This window comes from Deltaproteobacteria bacterium (genome assembly GCA_016874735.1).
GTDB lineage: Bacteria > Bdellovibrionota_B > Oligoflexia > Oligoflexales > CAIYRB01 > CAIYRB01.
This window is the reverse complement of record VGTI01000065.1, coordinates 1-17,828: the sequence shown is the minus strand read 5'-3', so window position 1 is coordinate 17,828 and position 17,828 is coordinate 1. Positions and strand designations below refer to the sequence as shown.

Genomic DNA, 17,828 nt, shown 5'->3' with positions numbered 1-17,828 from the left:
AGATGAATGCTCGGGAGCTGGTGGTAGCTCCATCTTAACGTCTAACTCATGATCGAGAGCGACATTGGTCGCCTCGAGCCTTACGGCATCAACCTCCACTTCATGATCTAAGTGCAGGTCATCTGATGCCACAGGTGCCGACTCCACCGCCTCTACTGTGGCGCCTTGATACTCCGGGCCTGACTCAGCGGCGTGAGTATCGACCACCAATTCTTCTTCATCATGCGCGATCGGCGCCACGAGCGCTTCCTCTGTCGCTACTTCAAAAACATCTTCATCGATAGGTTGAATCGGTTCGAGTTCAGCTTCGGGCTCGACGTCATGATGGTCGGCCACTATCTCTTCTTCGTCGTTTAAAGTGGGCTCTGCTCTGAATCCGTCTACCGAAGGTTCTGCCTTTAATTCTACTTCTGCCAAGTTAACATCGATTGCGGGACCATCGTGGTTGACGTGCTGAGGGACCCCTAAATCATCGAGTTTCACTTCTTCATTACTACCGAATCCGTCTAGGCCGCCTCCCAATGATTCATCTTGATGTGCATCTTGGCTGTAGGGAGCCAAGGCTGCGATAAACTTGCCGGCACCGTGGCGTTCAATCACCTCTTGCAGTGATTCACCGGGTTCGGCAATTTCTTTGTAGATGGAGACGATTTTTGCAATGAGTTTCGGCAATTTTGCCGATGGTACGCCGTCTGCCATAAACGCGGCCATCTCCGGAATTTGAGAGTTTTTACCACCTAGGCTTATGCGATAGCCATTACTGTCACCAAGAACAGATATATCTAGGGTATGCGTGGCAACACATCCGCGTGCACACCCATTGATACCAATTTTAAGCGGGGACTCGAGCTTGATCGCGGCCAGCTCGGCGGCGATTTCCATTCCAGCACCCATAGCGTCTTGTTGGTGCTCAGGACACAACTCACCGACACAGTTGACTGGTTGATGCAGGCCGTCTTGATAATGGCGCACACCTAATCCAGTAGCACGCAGAGAACTCGCTACTTTCGCTACGTGCTCCGGTGCGACAAACAGGGCTAAACGCTGATCCTCTGTGGCCTTGGCTAGGGCTGAGTCGCTGTCGCATAGCTCGGCTATCTTGCGTAGCTGAGCCGCAGTGTAAACACCACCGGGTGCCTCAGTCGACAGCAAGACCTGACCGTTCTGTAGTTTAAATGCCGTGCCCATGACCCATCCATGCGCTCTTAAGTGAGCTCGTTTAAGGGATCGGTCATCGGGTTAACAATCTTTAGCCCTTGCGGGAATTAGTTACCGAGCACGTAGTTGGCATTGTCTGCAGTAATAAAAAAAGTCGGCGTGGATGCGCCGACTTAAAAATTCAGGGAGGAATTGTTTTTTACTTAGTCCAAGTGTTCCATGTAGTCACGGAGACGCTGGTTCATCAGCGCTTTCGACGTCCAGAATGTCTCTGCTAGCTGCTGGATGATGTCGATGGAGCTATCGATAACTTCCACTTCTTTACGCAGCATTTTGCCTGGGATGAGCAGCAAACCCGCAAAAATGTTGGCCTGGATCTCGAGAAGCTCGGCCGGCGACTCAACAAAGTGGCGGAACGAGGCGTGACCGGTACGGGTCAGGTGCTTGAACAGCTCCTTAGCCAGCAAGAACCGGACGTAAGGCCTGATGTCAGGACCACGGTAACGCACCGTCGTGATCGATGTATCACCGGCACCCTCGGTCTCGATCTTGATAGCGCGGTCAATCGTCTCATCAGCGATCAAGTTGATACCGTTAAAGAGTTTATAAACTTCGGGAAGGTAGACCGGCGCTTCCGTGAAGTTACCAGCATTGATGACTACCTCGGCAGCTTTAACAATGCTTGGGCGATCGGTGTCGAAGATTTCCTCGAAGGGCTTTTGCGTGCCTTCGTTTTGCCAGCGCGTTGGATTTTTAAAGAATTCCTTCTTTAAATTTTCCAAGCTGCGACCTTGCAGTGCGAATGAGCCGTAGCCACGGTACTCAAACACGGCTTCCTCTAGCCCAACCTTGCCCGAGGCAATGTCGATCAGGAGGCGCTCATCGATCGCTAGATGATCGGCGATGCTACGCAACGTCGATAGAGCGCGAATGTTTTTCTTACCCTTTTTCCAATGACTGCAATCCGCTGGATCGTAGCCGAGGATAGCCCCAACGTCTTGGTCGATGACCTTAACGTTGCCCTCGTAGCGAATTTCAAGGGCCTCTTTGCAAAATTTAAACAACGTCGCAGAATGCGGATACCTGTTTTCGGCCGTCTTTTTCATGACCGAGTCCTCCCTGGAGTTAACGCCTTCAAAGCAAGAGACGGCCTAATGGCCTGGGCGGCGCAGCATCCTGCCACGCATTTGACGACTAGATTGAATATTGGAGCCTAGTACAATTAGAAACGATTTTGCCCGAACGGTCAAGGAGGCGAGAAAAAGCTGCGAGCAGGGGTAGTAGGAACACTCCTCCCCCCTCTCTCGCAGCCCTACAGTCAAAACATTTGGGTTTACTTAACGGCTTCCAGAATCGCGATCGTCATCGGACCAGGAAGCTTACTGACCTTACATTCAACCAGCTCGGATACCTTAGTGATGAGACCTTGAGCCCGCTCAGGAGTCTCACGCTCACGCCCTTTCAGGCGGACCGTTACCTTGACCTTGTCCCCGCGCTCGAGGAAGCGGCGGATGGCTGCCACCTTGGTCTGCAGGTCGTGATCAGAGATGTTGACCTTGAGCTGAATCTCTTTAAGTTCTGAGGTCTTAGCCTTACTTTGGCGGGCCTTCTTTTTCTCGTATTCCAGCTTTTTGAAGTCCTGGATCCGGACCACTGGGGGGTCAGATTTATCGCTAACGATGACCAGGTCTAGACCTTGCTCTTCGGCTTGACGCAAGGCCAAATCGGCCGACACGATATCATTGACGCCCTCTCCCACTAGCCGTACACGGGGAACTGAGCGCGCCATCGCACGAGTAAAAATATCCAATCGAAACAGTCTCCTCTGACGTTAACACCATACTGGCAAGCCCTTGCCAAGATACTTCTCATACCTGAAATCGGGTAATAAATACAGCATATTTGCTTTGGACTGAAGCCTAGTGTGGGAGCTAGCTTGCTTGTTTCGGAGCGCTCACGCATAATCAGGCGAAACAGTAAATATTTCTTTCAGTTATAAGGGGACTTTTATGATGAAGATCACCAGCCTAATGACGGGAGCAGCCCTGGCCCTCGTGAGCGCTACGGCATCGGCAGCAGTTTGGGAAATCGATGCATCCCACTCGTCGGCGAGCTTTAAGATCAAGCACTTGGTAGTGGCCAACGTGCGCGGTGAAATCGGCGGCATGAAGGGCACCGTCGACCTCGACGACAAGAACCTCGACAAAGCCAAGGTAGTTGCCTCTCTCGACCCGGCGACGATCGACACCAAGAACGCTGACCGTGACAAGCACTTGCGCAGCCCTGACTTCTTCAATGTCGAAAAATGCAAAGAGATTAAATTCGAATCCAAAACGGTCAAAGGCACCGCGCCAAACCTAAAAGTCACCGGCCCCCTGACCCTCAACTGCATCACTAAAGACGTTGAGTTAGCGGTTGAAGGCCCGACCCCAGCCGTGAAAGGCTTTAAAGGAGAGCTGCACCGTGGGTTTACTGCGACGACCACGATCGACCGTAAAGAATTCGGCCTTAGTTGGAACAAGACCCTCGATGGCGGCGGCCTCGTCCTCGGCGAGAAGGTCGACATCACCCTCGAGATTGAAGTCGTAGGCCAAGAGAAACCAGCTCACTAAGGTTTCCTGGCTTCGACACCCCTAGGTGAACATAATCCGAAAAATAATCCAGCCCTGACGCTAAAGCGCCAGGGCTGCTTCATCGTGAGGATGCGACGTCAGACACCGTGAACGGCGCTGCGTTTTGCAAACAATTCAGGGCTGCCCTCGTCATCAGCGGCCGTTGTGTCGTCGAGGGGCTCACGGTCAAAATCCGTGAGCGAAGTGATGACCCCAACGATGCGGTACAAGGTTGCGGACATGATGAAGGCAAAGAAGCCAACAAACACCGTCGCCGTGATGTGCTTCCATAATAAGCTGAAGTCACCGGTAATCGCACCGCCTTTACTTGCGAAAACCGCAGTAAGCAGCATACCAACAACACCACCGATACCGTGACAAGCAAAGACGTCCAAGGTGTCAGCAAGGCGCGTCTTCAGCCATTGGGCATTCACGGCCCAATTTGAAATGAGTGCCGCGACTGCACCTATCACCACACTTGCCCCGACAGAGATGAAACCGGCCGCCGGCGTTACCGCAACTAAACCCACTACAGAGCCAATAGCTGCATTAAGTGCACTGGCGCGACGACCACAGATCACGTCCACAAGGACCCATGCGACCATGGCTGCTGCAGCCGCCGTATTTGTGGTCAAGAATGCCGTGACAGCCCCACCATCAGCAGCAAGCTGCGAGCCAGCATTGAAGCCAAACCAACCGAACCAAAGGAGACCAGTGCCGAGAAGTACAAAGGGGATGTTGGCAGGAATCACATGATGGTTGCCATCACCCTTGCGGCCCACAGCGAGAGCTCCGGCAAGCCCGGCAAATCCCGCCGTCATATGGACTACAGTGCCACCAGCAAAATCGAGCACACCCCACTTACGGAGCAGCCCATCTGGGTGCCAAGTCCAATGTGCCAACGGCGCGTAAACAAACAAGGTGAAGAGAATCATGAAAAACACAAAGGACGAAAACTTAATGCGTTCTGCAAAGCTACCCGTCACCAACGCAGGAGTGATGATAGCGAATTTCATTTGGAACAGGGCGAATAGCGCAAGCGGGATGGTAGGGGCCAGAGCCGGATAGGGGGCGGCGCCCACGTTTTTAAACATAAAGAAGGTACGCGGGTCACCTATGAGCCCGTACAAGGAGTCCCCAAAGGACAGACTAAAGGCCACAGCTACCCACAGGAGGCTCACCACTCCCATGGCAATAAAGCTCTGAAACATAGTCGTGACGACGTGTTGGCGACTGATCATGCCGCCATAGAAAAAGGCTAACCCAGGTGTCATGAGCAATACGAGCGCTGTGGATGCAAGCATCCAGGCCGTGTCGGCATTACTGATGGGATCTGCTGCGGTAGGAGGGGTGAGGCTCGGTACGCTGACTAACGCACCACCGAGGATCACAGCGGCCAACGCCGCCAGCGCCGTGACGCGCTTTCTGCTGCTCATGGGGGTCTCCTTTAATCTTTTAGAATCGAGAACTCTAAAAAAAACTGGCTCTGTCCAACTGTGCTGAATCCAACCCTAGGTCAGACTCTCACAATCAAACTTGGAACCAGCGGCATCATAGCAAACATTTTTTTGCTTAAACAATACTATAGTTAGAAAAAATCAAAGTAAGGTAGCCGCAGCAGTTGCAAGCTCGCTACGCTCACCTTTTTTCAAGGTTACATGTGCTGCGATCGGCTCACGGCGAAACTTCTCGATGACATAAGTGAGACCGTTATTCTGCGAGTCGATATAAGGATTATCAATCTGGTAAGGGTCGCCCGTCAGGACAATCTTAGTACCCTCCCCCGCTCGTGTCAGGATGGTTTTGATCTCGTGCGGGGTCAAGTTTTGGGACTCATCGACGACAAAATAAATATTGGGGAGTGAGCGACCACGGATGTAGGTCAAAGGCTCAACCTGCAGCATACCCTGATTGATCAGTTCCTGATAACTCTTGCTGAGCCTCTTCTGCCGCGTGTGAGTGCCGCCACTCAGCAGGAGCTCCAAGTTGTCATAGATGGGCTGCATCCAAGGATTCAGCTTCTCATCTAAGTCACCGGGCAAAAACCCGATGTCTTTACCAAGTGGGAATACCGGCCTTGCGACAAGCAGCTTATGGTACTCGTCCTCATCGGTCGTCTTAGCAAGCCCCGCAGCGATTGCTAGCAAAGTCTTACCCGTACCAGCGTTGCCGCTCAGCGTTACTAACTTGATATTGTCGTCGAGCAGAGCTTCAAGGGCAAAGATTTGCTCAATGTTCCGAGGATAAATACCCCAAACGCCCTCGGCCTGGTTTTCCAGCATCCGCACGACGCCCTCTTGGGCATCAAATTTGCCGTAAACAAACTGCGCGGCGTCATTCTCATCCTCAAGAATCACAAATTGGTTTGGCATGATCTCAATGCCGGCCAACCGGATTTCTCGCTTGGTGTAGAAGCCATTAATGGCTTGAGCATCAACCTTCAGCGTCAAAATGCCGCTGTAAAGATGCGAGATGTCGACTTTGTCCGCTTCAAAGTCCTCGGCCTGGATACCAAACGCATCCGACTTGATCCGCAGGTTCGAGTCTTTGGTGATAACAATGACGGCCCTAGTCTCGCCGAACTGCTTCTGCAGCGTCAAGGCGATCGCTAGGATATGGTTATCCGTGCCATCCACTAAAAGCTCGGGCAAGATCTCCATATTGTGGCCAAGGTAGACAAAGAGACTACCGCTATCAGGCCGATCATCAAACAGCTTCACCCCCGACGAGAGCGTCCCGCGCACGCGCAGCCGATCCAATATCCGCGACACCTCGCGGGCATTACGCCCAGTCTCACTGAGGTCCTTCTTAAACGTGTCGATTTCCTCGATCACAGAGATCGGGATCACCACATCATTGTCGTCAAATTTAAATATACTGTCGGGACTGTTTAGAAGAACGTTGGTATCGAGGATGAAGACCTTTTTCATGGAACTCTTTCGGCTACGGCCGTAGAAAAATGTTTGTCTGCTGAATATAGATACTTACTAAACCATTGTCATGAGTTATTATCCAGCAAAGAACCTGTAAAAAAAAATGCTAAAGGGGACTGGGGACATGGAGCTTGATGCCGCTCAAGCGATCAGTGAACTGTCACGACAGCACCGGGAACACTTCCAGAAGCAGCGCATAATTCTACCATTCGCTGAGTATCTCGAGCTCGTCCGCGAGAACCCGTTGGCGCTGACCCGCAGTGCTGCCGCATACATGCGCGATACCTTCGACCATTTTGGTCAGCGCGATCTCGGTAAGAATCAGGGCTCACGCTTCAAGCTATTCGATATTAACCGCGAGAAGACCGGCCCCATAGTCGGCGGAGAGCCCGTTCAGGATGAAATTTATAACGTGCTCCAAGCCTTTGTCAGGCAGGGCTACGTCAATAAACTTATCCTACTTCACGGACCCAACGGCTCGGCAAAAACTTCGACGATCGAAGCGATAGCCTCCGGCATGCAAAAGTATAGTGAGCTGCCTGAAGGTGCCGTGTATAGCTTCAACTGGATCTTCCCCAACGATAAGGCGACGCAGGCGCCACTTAAGGGTGATAGCGGCCCCATTGGATTTGGTGCCTTGTCAGAAAAAAATGCTGACATCCACGGCTCGTATGCCCTCCTCGACGACACGCAGATCGCCTCAAAGATCTCGTCCGACTTCAAAGATAATCCGATCTATTTAATCCCCATGCCAGAGCGGGAACAGTGGCTACGCAAATGGATCGCCGCTCATCAGGGGCGCCGGCCAGAGGACGTCGAGTTACCGCCTCATATTAAACAGTCGGGCCTCTCAAAGCGCAACCAGCTGATCTTCGAAAATCTACTGAACGCCTACGACGGCGACGTCGCCAAAGTACTGCGCCACGTGCAAATTGAGCGCTTCTTTTACTCGCGCCAGTACCGGGTTGGCATTTCCACAGTCGAACCGCAAATGGCAGTCGACGCTGTCGAAAAACAGCTGACCATGGATCGCAACATCGCCAACATGCCGTCGCTTTTGCACAACATCCGCTATTACGAGGCACAAGGGGAGCTGATTGAAGCCAACCGCGGACTACTGGAGTTCTCGGACTTACTGAAGCGACCACTCGAGTCCTTTAAGTACCTGCTGACCACTGTCGAGAAATCATCGATAAGTCTGCCGTCGTCGACCGCTAATCTCGACATGGTTTTTCTTGCCACCACCAATGAAAAACACCTAGACACGTTCAAAACTATTCCAGACTTTAGCTCGTTTAGAGGGCGCTTTGAACTCATCACGGTGCCTTACCTACTCAGACCATCGCAGGAGATGCAAATCTACACGCGCGATGTTGAGGCCTTGTCAAAAACCAGGCCTTTTGCACCCCATGCCCTTAAGCTACTGTGCATTTGGGCCGTCATGACTAGGTATAAACAGCCCGATCCAGAGTACTATGACAGTAATTACCGCAGTCTCGTTGCTAAACTTGATCCGCGGTCTAAAGCACGCCTCTACGAGGACGAACCGCTACGCCCAGTATTCAAAAACGCTGAGGAATCGCAACTACGCGAACTCCGTACCCGCATCATGAACGAGTCGGTAGGTTTAGTGGTCTACGAGGGGCGCTTTGGTGCCTCACCGCGCGAAATCAAACAACTACTGCAACGCAGCGCTCAGAATGCCCACCATCAGACCGTCACACCCATGGTCATTTTCGAGGAACTCGAACGTTTGACCAAAGATCGAACAGTCTATGAATTCCTGCAATTCGAGCCGCGCGGCAAGTATCACGATGCCGCCCAGTTTATCGGCGTAATTAAGGACGAGTTTGCTGATATTTTCGAAATCGAGACCCTGAAGGCGATGTCGATGGTAGCTGAAGAGGAGTACGAAAAACTTCTCAGCCGCTACATAGAAAATGTCGTCGCCGAAGTGAAGCGCGAAAAGATCTACAACACGGCCTCAGAACAATATGAACCCGCTAACCAGAATCTGATGCAAGAGATTGAGAAGATCATTGGCATCCAAGGCTCTTCCGAACGTCACAGAGAGGGGATGCTCAGTCGTCTGGCCAGCTGGCGACTCGATCACCCCCGCGACGAACTAGACATAAGTCATGTCTTCCAAGATATACTGGCGCGCATTCAGGAGCATTATCACGCTCAGCACAAGAATGTGGTGCAAGTGGTTTACCAGGCGATGCTGGCACTCGGCACTGAGGATGAGCGTTCCGTCAGTGACAAAGATAAGGAAGCAGCGCGCGAGACCTACAGAGAGCTCGATCGCCGCTTTGGTTATGACGAGATCTCGGCTCGCGAATCACTCAAGTTCATGCTGAAGCACAACAAGAAACGCAAGAAACCGAGTTAAACCTGCTCCCGAATCAGCTGCTTGACTTGTTCAGGCAGCTGTTGACCCGTAGCGAGCTTCTTGTCCTCGACATAGATACGACTAATATGTACCCGCGTATCACCCGATATCAAAGATGGTGAGGCATAGTCCTCAATCGCAAATACCCGCGGGAATTGCTGATCATCTTTTTTAATGAGACGCAGGTAGTTGTGACTGAGCTCATGTTCTCTGCGCGTTCTAAACGTGGTCAGAGAGCTCTCGGATGATACTTGTTCAAATGGGATGCCCTCACGGGCCAAGAGCTTAGATGCCGCCTCGGTAGCATGGTCGCCGGCGCTCCGATCCTTGCCGGTAATTTCAAACACGCGCTTCCATAGGCGCCTATGACGTAGCAACTGAGCCAGGAGCTCCTCAAAGCGTGCCTTTTGCGCAGCCGGTAAACGCTCCGCCGCGGCTGCAAGACAGGGTTCGATGTTGTACTCGTCCAAATCGGCATAAGCTGTGAGATCCGTAGGCATGGTCCAGCCACCCAGCATGCGCGCTAAATGGGCCAACATGGCCTCTGCCGCGACCGATGTTTTATGGAAATACAGCTGGAGATACATCGAGTGCCTAGCACGCAGGTAGTCTTCAAAAGCTGCCAATCCCGAAAGATTGATCGCCATGTGGACACCCTGATCACGCTCGTCATAATAAATCGAGAGCGACTCTTGAATCCGCGTCGCGTCAAAAATACCGTAAACAACACCGCACTCGCGCGAGTCGCGCAGTAGATAGTCCATACGGTCCGTGTCGACTTCGCCCGAGATCAGTTCGTGGCATAGACGGTAAACGCCGTGCTTCAATAGTGGCGAATTTGGTGCCGGAGCTATGGCCGGGTTGATGACACTGACGACATCGCGAGGATCGATCTTCAGCGAACCCTGATAACTCAGATTGATCTCGGTGAGCAACTTATCGACCAAAAGGAGTGTATAAACCTCGTGCCGTACAGACTTAGTCGCTGGATCTTGGCCGGACGCCGCGATATTGAGGCAGGACTCCTCAAGATATTCACGAAGATAAGTCGGGATCTTATCACGATTGGCCGTGAGCATTGCCTTCCAACTCGGTAAGAATCGCTCCCCACTATGAGAGAATGGAGGGTGACCCAGATCGTGCAGAAGGGCAGCTAAACGCACTGTTTGTAGCGTATAGGCTGAGCCAAAAATTTCCTCTATCAAGGGAAACGTGGGAGCAAGTAAACCGTGCACCAGAGTCTGATCACCGATCTTTACGCCGCGCCGTTCGATAGAGGCGAAATCACGATAACGCCCACAGCTCTGCGCTAACCGCTGCTGATTAGAGCGCATCTTGCTCCAGGTGAATCCCGTTAGCTGCATCACCCCTAGAGAGTGCTCAAACCGGGTGTGCGTCGCACCAGGAAACACCAGGGATAGAAACGCTAACTGCTTGATGCGACGAAGGCGCTGCACCATCGGGTGATCGATCACGCGATCTTCAAGCGCCGTGATATCTACCGTGCCATGCACATTGCCACGAATCCGTCGGACGATCTCTAGATCAAAATCACTCACGATAGTAACTACCTATGATATCTTGCACGTGACTTATGCCGCGCAACTTCAGCTCAGCCGCTAATTCAACCAAAAGCTGATGCACTACCCATGGGCCACGGTAAACTAGAGCCGTATAAATCTGAACGGCACTCGCACCGCGCGCCAGCTTTTGAAAGATGTCAGCTCCACTCAGCACACCGCCGGTTGCAATCATCGGTAGACGACCTTGGTGGACCGCATAGGCCCACTCGAGACACGCCGTAGAAAGCGCCATCAAGGGATGGCCGCTCTGCCCGCCAGCCTCAGGTACCGCCACGCGATGCGTATTGCTGACGATAATCCCACGGAATCCTCGCTCACTGATAGCCTCGACTAGCGCCTGAAATTCACGACGGTCCATATCGGGATCAAGCTTAACCCAGACTTTAGGCAAGCGATCACCAATCTCGTCGGCTAAACTGTGAATAAAAGTCGGCGTAGCCAGATCGCGCAGTCCGGGTGTATTCGGCGACGAGATGTTGACGACAAAATAGTGCGCCAAATCCCCGAACGCGCTCATAACCTGCAGATAGTCATCGATCGCACGATCCGCAGGCGTATTCTTATTCTTACCGCAGTTGATGCCCAGCGGAACAAGATCATGTTGCCAGTTGAGGCGTCTCAACCTGTCGGCGATTGTCGCGGCGCCGTCACTGTTAAACCCCATTCTGTTTATAAGCGCGAGCTGTTCAGCTTGGCGAAAAAGGCGCGGCTTTGGGTTACCAGGCTGGGCCTGCGGTGTGACCGTACCAACCTCAAGCATACTGAAGCCCATGCGGGCGAACGCTGCTGGCACGCGGCAATGCTTATCAAAACCCGCCGCAAGTCCGATAGGATGAGGCAAGTCACCGATACCGGGCAGGGTCACTCCCATACCAGCCGTCAACGGGTCGATGAACGGCGTCGATACGTGATCCAGGATACCCCTGGCCAAAAGGCTCATACCTATATCGTGTGCCGTCTCGGCCGGCAGGAGGCGGAGCAGGGCTGTGCCAACGCCACTGATCCATGCACCCAGCGATCCCCGCATGGGCACATGAGTAATTGTCGCGATTTTGGCAGTTTCACTCATCGCCCGCAGCTTACCCGCCTTAAACCAAGCACTCAAGAGATTAACCTTGGTAGGCAAATCATGTACAATAGAAATAGCCACGCGAGCATTCGCTTCCTAGCACTCCGTTATTCTCCTGCGCTTCATCCTTCAGACCCATATCCATCGCCATCACAGCCACCCCAGGTCGGCACCAGCCACCCGAGATTGGCCACTTAACCCTGTTATTTCTGGGAGATGCACCGTGAACTTGAACGTTCTTCGCTACCGCACACGGCCAGAGGAAGATTGGCGGACGTGGAGATTTAGCCCTGCCACGGGGCGTCTGCGCACCTACTTGTACGTCAACGCAACGCGGTCAGAACTCAGCGACATCGCATCCGGACTCGTCTTTGCGCTCACCGGCAAGGTCGCTCCCAATAAAATCCACGAGGTGGCCCTGCAATTGAGCGACGACGGTGGCCACACCTGGGTCGTGCAACGCCGCGGCAACGTCTCACGGGTCATGCGCGACGGCGTCGCCCTGCCCAGCGGTGACGGCGAGAAGGCACTTGCCTCCGCCCTATACGAACACGATCAGTCTATGATCTCACAGCTCGAAGTGGCTCAATTTGAGATCCAGGGCATGGCCGAGGACCTGCGCATCATCACCCTAGGCGCCAGTGCTGCCTCAGCGACAGCACAAAGCATTAAAGACATCGCCCACCAACAAATCCTCAGCATGGCGGCTAAATGCGCTGAGTTATTTAAATTACCTCAGCTGAGTGATCCGCGGGTCATTGTGCAATTAGCCGCCGATGCCGCTCCCGTGCATACCCAGTATCACGAGTTGGCGCGGCAGTTTCAGGACCTCAAGGAGGAGACCCAAGGTCTCGTCGCCAACGAAACACCGCAAGTTGCTGCCCTCTCCAGTGAGCTTGAGCTCCTCGATAAGTTGGCAGAGATCGCCTCTCCTCTTCTTCAACCAGGGATCACACTCAAATCACTCAAGGACGATTTGGCTAAAGTCGATGGCGACGTCGCAGAGCTTTGCGCCAGCATGGGGGTTGAGGTTACTGAGGGCAAACTACCGCCCTGTGATTTTCGCACTGCGATAGCAAATCTTAGCCGTCTTGAGGCTTACTCGCGACTCATCCACGCCACGCAAGATGCAAGGCGCTACTATCAGCAACATCTGGAGCCAGCCCATCAACGCTACGTCAAGCTTGCAGAAACTGGAGTCGCCGGCGACAGACAAGTCGCCGGTGAGCTCGAACAGTGTTTAGCCTCTCTGCAAGTGCGTTTGCGTCACCGTGAGACGAAATTGCAGGCATCTGCGCCAGAAATGCAGCGCGCTAAAACCTGGTTCGACCGATTCAAAAATAAGCACGAGGAATTGGTTCCGGCTAATGACCTGCAGATCATAGACGAACAGGTTGCCGCCGACCTTGAAACGGCGGAGATGGCAATCACCTATGCGCTAAAGCGCATCAAAGATTTTAATACCGGTCTCGATGTCGCCCGCCAACAGCACGACAGGACTCTTGCTGCTCTTGATAAAGCACACGACAACCTCCTCCGAAACTACACCAAAATTCGTGAACAATGGTTAGCGACAGCAAAAAAATCAGCTCTACCCGACGACCTCGATCTCAATAAGTTACTGGTCATCGCCACGAAGCACGGTAAACTTGCAGCTCTAAACGAAAAACGCATCGACCTCATTCAAAAGCTGAAATCGTTTAGTGCCAACTTAGTCAAAAGCGAGCGTCTCGTACGCGATTGGCGCCAAGTCACTGGCAGTCAAAATGTCAGCGATCTGAGCAATCCGAGTATCCTCCTAGGTGAGGTCCAGGGACTACTCAGGTACCGCGACAATAAGCGCAAAAGGCTTGATCAAATGCGCAGCGCTGCCGCAGAGGTTAAGGCCAGCGCTAATTTGCGCGAACTCCTCAAATCAAGACGCAAGTCTCTCTTGAGTAGCTGGCAAAATTTATTCGAGCAGTACCATATCCCGGCCTTCCCCATCCACGATGAGCGCTGCCCAGAATTCCTCAAAGTTGCAACTTTGATAGAAGCCCTATCGTTGGTACACGTGACGCAGGAATCGCAGGACAAAAAGGTTGCGATCGACAGTTCGTCCGATGCTGTGCTCAGCATTTATACATGGGACGAGGAGCGCACGAGCCAAAAACATCGGCTCGCCCTACTGAGCGCTATCGATGACGCAACACCGTGCGAGCCACGTATATTCCTCATAGCTGACGATGACTTTGCCGCCATGCTAGCACCAGCAGGCTTTGGCCGTGGCCAAGCGGTCGAGAAGACCATTGCACCCGCCGCCGCAGCGCCGAGTAGAACGGGGCCTCAGCATCATCAGGTAAGGCCGGCTGCAGCACCATCAGCCACCCCCGTGAACTCCACGCCTAGCGTAGCGGCTCCGGGTGCGATGAGCGACCGCGCGCGGCGCGCTTTGGAGACACTTACAGCGAAACGTTAAGGACGAGGCCCGTGACCACCTTAGGTGATCATGGGCCTCTTTTTTTGGTTCAATGCATACCGGAAACATCATCAAGTTCGCGAGGACAGGCTACCTCAGCATACTGTAGATTCGGATTGTCAGCCGCCTCGAACCAGTCGACGAACCACATACATCCACGCAATAGATCGCTCCGACCGGCGGTACCGAAGAGCGTGTTACATTTTTCACGCACACAGCTCTTATAGACATCTAGCTCAGCATTGTAGCCATGTTTCTGTTTACATGCCGACAAAATACCTCCGTACTGCGCACCTAGCTCCGCGTCAGACACGTTCCACTGCCGACTACAGGCATTGAAAGCCCCAACGCCACCGCCCGGAATCAGCAGATCGAACTGACCACCATTGACGTCATGGCCGATGTTCGTCGCCTGCACAATCATACGCTTATTGGCGAGTCTCCTTGCGCCCTTATCCTCGCCGTAGTGACCTTCGCCGTTAAATGTGAGCTCGTAACATTTGCCGCAGACCGATCCAGGAGTTGGAACGGCTGCAAACCCATAAGATAGCGTGTCACTTTTAGCCCAAGGTGCCATACCAAAGCAGGTGAAGCCGTCCCCCCCACCACAGCTAGACTGATGCAAAAAGTGGCGACCGTGACTGTGATTGTTGATGTCGCAAGTACCAACTGGTCTCGCACCTCCACCGACGTTACCTGGCCACCCGCAGTGAGGTTTACAGCAGTCCCAGTAGCGCGTGGCATAACCGTTGGCCTGGACTCGCGGTTTTTGCTGCGTGGGATCGCCACCGGTCTGGTCTTGTTGGCTGGGATCCCTCGGGTTTTGTTCAGGCAATTCTTGCTGACGGTCTGGGCCCTGCTCGGCCGCGGATCTTGCTTTACTACAAAACGGCACCGCTATGACGGCGACCACGATGATTAGTACACGCGCTAAATACTGACGGCCAGATGCAATAAGCATAACTGATCCTTTGTTTGACAGTGGCGGTGAAGCGAGGCTAGTCCTCGCAGAGGAACTGCGGCTGGGGTGAGGGTGTAACCATGAAGTTGTTTATATTTTACCTAATTAGACGGACAAGACCAATCCCGATGATACGGCGAAATAGCCACCACCACCGGCGGCATGAGGGACAATACGATGCCGCGGTGTTCCGTAATCACTAGTAAAATTTGCCGTTTATTTGTTTTCGCTAAAGCTTTCAGACGCTCCTGCCGAGTACTAGCGCGGTTACGTTGATGCAGGTTTCACGAAGGGAGCCTCAGATGTCAGTTTCTAGGAAGTATAGAGGAACAGGAAAAGTCGGAGTGAGTAGCTGGGGCGGCCTGATGGCAGCTTGCCTCCTCACCCTAAACTTGGGTGGGTGTAGTAGCGCCAACTTTGATGCACCGACGGGCACCGCTAAGGCTGGGCCGAGCAAGCCGACCAAGCCGTCGCAGCCTACCACCGGACGCGGCAAGCGCGGCGATGCCGATGGCTCTTCTGGTGGAGGTCCTGCGGATCAACCACAATCACTGGCGCTATCGTGTGCCGAGTTAGCCGATCCCGAAACCGCCAAGGTAGAAATCCTACCGGACAAAAACGGTAAAGCCAGGATGGCTGAACTTACAGGATCGATCTGCCCAAAACCGCAAAGACCATCGCGCATCACCGTGCTTTTCTTGATTGACTGGTCTGGCTCCATGCAGACTATGGATCCCAAAGTAGGAGATTCCTGCGGTCGATTGCAGGCCGCTAAGGCGATCACCAGCTACCTCAAGAATTCAGCTGATCCTAGCACCGTGGTGCAGGAAGGCATGATTCCGTTCTCGACCGCTGTCGACGTGACGGGAATCATCCCACTCGCCGACGTCGACACCTTTGCTCAGAGTCTCGTGGCCGATAAGTTTTGCCGCGCTGCCGGTGCCACCAATTATCACGCTCCCCTTCAGCAGGCGCGATATATGCTGCAAGGCGTGCAAGGTCGGGTGCTGATCTACTTCATCACGGACGGCGCGCCCAACGTGAAGCTGGACGGTTCCTTCAGCTTTGATAACGATCCGACCGTGATCGGCCATGCTATCGATGCCGGGCGTGCACTCAAAGACGTGACCCCTGGTGTGACACTGAACAGTATTCTGCTGGGTGCTCAGGCAGCCACAGCACAGTCCACTATGACCAATGTGACCGGCGACCCAAACCGCGTCAAACTTGTCAGCAACGCCACTGATTTGGCAGGCTCGATCCTGAAGTTTGAGCCACCGACGTTGGTGCCAACCTCGGCTACCGCAACGCTCACCTCGGGCGGGGTTTCGAAACAGGTCGCCATAGCCTCGATAGATCCGGATCCTAATAATCCCGGTAACTGGATCTTCAAGACTGCGCCGTTCGAACTAGAGGGACTCGACGGCACTCTCGAGGTGGAAGTGAAGGACAGCGACGGCGGCAGCAGCAAGTCAACGGCCAAGGTGGGCGTCAAATCCCCCTAAGTTTTATTAATGTCCTCCGGCGTGATCGGTGCTAAAGTGCCGGTCCCGCGCCATAAGTGTACCTCGGTCACGAGACGGTGGCCGGGGCATGACTTTTTTGGGAGGATGTGAAGTGGTTGCAGTGATTTACGGTTGTGGAGTTTTGGCCATTTTGGCCGCCGTGTTTTATGCATGGCGCGTCGTTAGGGTGCCGATTGAGGCAGGGACCACTGCCCAAGTCGACCGATTGAAAGAGATCTCTGACGCTATCGCTGAAGGCGCCATGGCCTTTTTGTCGCGCGAGTATTTATTCGTGGGGGCTTTTGCCCTCGCATTTGCTGGTCTTATCTACTTTGCTCTTAATACCGGCACATTGCCGTTCAACGAGGGCGCTTACAGTGCCGTTTCGTTCTTAGCTGGCGCTGTGACCTCGAGCATCTGCGCCTTTTTAGGTATGAAGATCGCGACCATGGGTAACGTGCGTGCGACCTCCCGCGCGCAGCAGAGCATTGGTTCCGCATTCCGCGTGGCCTTTGATGCTGGGGCCGTCATGGGCTTCGGACTCGTTGGCTTAGCTTTACTCGCACTCATCACCATTACCCTCGTCTACACCCAACTCCTCGGCAAGCCTGAGCTGGTCATGGATATGGTTGCCGGCTTCGGTCTGGGCGGCTCTACAGTTGCTCTTTTTGGACGCGTCGGCGGCGGTATCTACACCAAAGCAGCAGACGTCGGCGCTGACTTGGTCGGTAAGGTGGAACAAGGCATTCCCGAAGACGATCCGCGTAACCCAGCCGTGATCGCCGACAACGTCGGTGACAACGTCGGTGACATTGCGGGTATGGGCGCGGATCTTTTCGGGTCGCTCGCTGAAGCAACCTGTGCAGCCCTGGTCATCGGTGCAACGGCAGAAGCCATCGCCACTAACGTCGATGCCCTGCTTTACCCGATCGCTATTTCTGCCGTCGGCATTCCGGTCTGTTTGCTGACAGCATTGTTCGCGCGCTTGGGCAAAGACAGCACCGCTGTCGAGCCCGTACTGAAACGTCAGCTACTTATCTCCACCGTGCTGATGTCCATCGCTATCTATCTCGTCACCGACAAAGTGATGGTTGAGTCGTTTACTGTCGGCACCACCGTCGTGACTAAAACAGGAGTACTTGCCTCCATCCTAGCGG

General features: G+C 53.6%; 13 protein-coding genes. 5 read left to right on the top strand and 8 right to left on the bottom strand.

Going from position 1 to position 17,828, the window contains the following annotated elements; all coding sequences use genetic code 11:
• The 3 genes from FJ146_17015 to infC form a co-directional block, all read right to left on the bottom strand.
• The coding region (locus tag FJ146_17015; GenBank protein MBM4253670.1) for a hypothetical protein at window positions 1-1,188 on the bottom strand (1,188 nt) is incomplete at its 3' end.
• A 173-nt stretch (window positions 1,189-1,361) separates the two neighbouring features.
• Complete coding sequence (locus tag FJ146_17010) at window positions 1,362-2,264, bottom strand: ImmA/IrrE family metallo-endopeptidase (GenBank protein ID MBM4253669.1); 903 nt, start codon at window positions 2,262-2,264, stop codon at window positions 1,362-1,364.
• Between the two features lie 227 nt (window positions 2,265-2,491).
• Complete coding sequence (infC, locus tag FJ146_17005) at window positions 2,492-2,968, bottom strand: translation initiation factor IF-3 (protein MBM4253668.1); 477 nt, start codon at window positions 2,966-2,968, stop codon at window positions 2,492-2,494.
• Window positions 2,969-3,167: 199 nt separating this feature from the next.
• On the opposite strand from infC, the gene FJ146_17000 reads away from it, so the two are divergent.
• Entirely contained in the window at window positions 3,168-3,770 is a 603-nt protein-coding gene (locus tag FJ146_17000) for a polyisoprenoid-binding protein (protein ID MBM4253667.1), read from the top strand.
• A gap of 98 nt (window positions 3,771-3,868) precedes the next feature.
• Here FJ146_17000 and FJ146_16995 read toward each other — a convergent pair whose 3' ends face one another.
• Together FJ146_16995 and FJ146_16990 are read right to left on the bottom strand one after the other, a co-directional pair.
• Window positions 3,869-5,206 (bottom strand): ammonium transporter, encoded by a 1,338-nt coding sequence (locus FJ146_16995; protein MBM4253666.1) that lies wholly within the window; start codon window positions 5,204-5,206, stop codon window positions 3,869-3,871.
• A 162-nt stretch (window positions 5,207-5,368) separates the two neighbouring features.
• Window positions 5,369-6,700 (bottom strand): PhoH family protein, encoded by a 1,332-nt coding sequence (locus tag FJ146_16990; protein ID MBM4253665.1) that lies wholly within the window; start codon window positions 6,698-6,700, stop codon window positions 5,369-5,371.
• A gap of 106 nt (window positions 6,701-6,806) precedes the next feature.
• On the opposite strand from FJ146_16990, the gene FJ146_16985 reads away from it, so the two are divergent.
• The gene (locus FJ146_16985) at window positions 6,807-9,095 is read left to right on the top strand and encodes a hypothetical protein (protein ID MBM4253664.1); all 2,289 of its coding nucleotides are present in this window, start codon (window positions 6,807-6,809) and stop codon (window positions 9,093-9,095) included.
• Here the strand turns inward: FJ146_16985 and FJ146_16980 are convergent.
• A complete protein-coding gene (locus tag FJ146_16980) occupies window positions 9,092-10,654 on the bottom strand; it encodes an HD domain-containing protein (GenBank protein ID MBM4253663.1) in 1,563 nt (520 codons plus the stop codon). The genes FJ146_16985 and FJ146_16980 overlap by 4 nt on opposite strands.
• Window positions 10,647-11,828 carry a quinone-dependent dihydroorotate dehydrogenase gene (locus FJ146_16975; GenBank protein ID MBM4253662.1) on the bottom strand — a complete coding sequence of 394 codons (1,182 nt, stop codon included), beginning with the start codon at window positions 11,826-11,828 and terminating at the stop codon, window positions 10,647-10,649. Before FJ146_16975 ends, FJ146_16980 begins: the two co-directional genes overlap by 8 nt.
• Before the next feature lie 142 nt (window positions 11,829-11,970).
• On the opposite strand from FJ146_16975, the gene FJ146_16970 reads away from it, so the two are divergent.
• On the top strand, window positions 11,971-14,205 hold the full coding sequence (locus tag FJ146_16970; protein MBM4253661.1) for a hypothetical protein: 2,235 nt from the start codon (window positions 11,971-11,973) through the stop codon (window positions 14,203-14,205).
• Between the two features lie 49 nt (window positions 14,206-14,254).
• Here the strand turns inward: FJ146_16970 and FJ146_16965 are convergent, their stop codons facing one another.
• Window positions 14,255-15,166 carry a hypothetical protein gene (locus tag FJ146_16965; protein ID MBM4253660.1) on the bottom strand — a complete coding sequence of 304 codons (912 nt, stop codon included), beginning with the start codon at window positions 15,164-15,166 and terminating at the stop codon, window positions 14,255-14,257.
• A gap of 275 nt (window positions 15,167-15,441) precedes the next feature.
• On the opposite strand from FJ146_16965, the gene FJ146_16960 reads away from it, so the two are divergent.
• Both FJ146_16960 and FJ146_16955 read left to right on the top strand, forming a co-directional pair.
• Complete coding sequence (locus FJ146_16960) at window positions 15,442-16,671, top strand: VWA domain-containing protein (protein MBM4253659.1); 1,230 nt, start codon at window positions 15,442-15,444, stop codon at window positions 16,669-16,671.
• Between the two features lie 88 nt (window positions 16,672-16,759).
• Window positions 16,760-17,828, top strand: a 1,069-nt coding sequence (locus FJ146_16955; GenBank protein MBM4253658.1) for a sodium/proton-translocating pyrophosphatase, incomplete at its 3' end; no start/stop codon positions are given.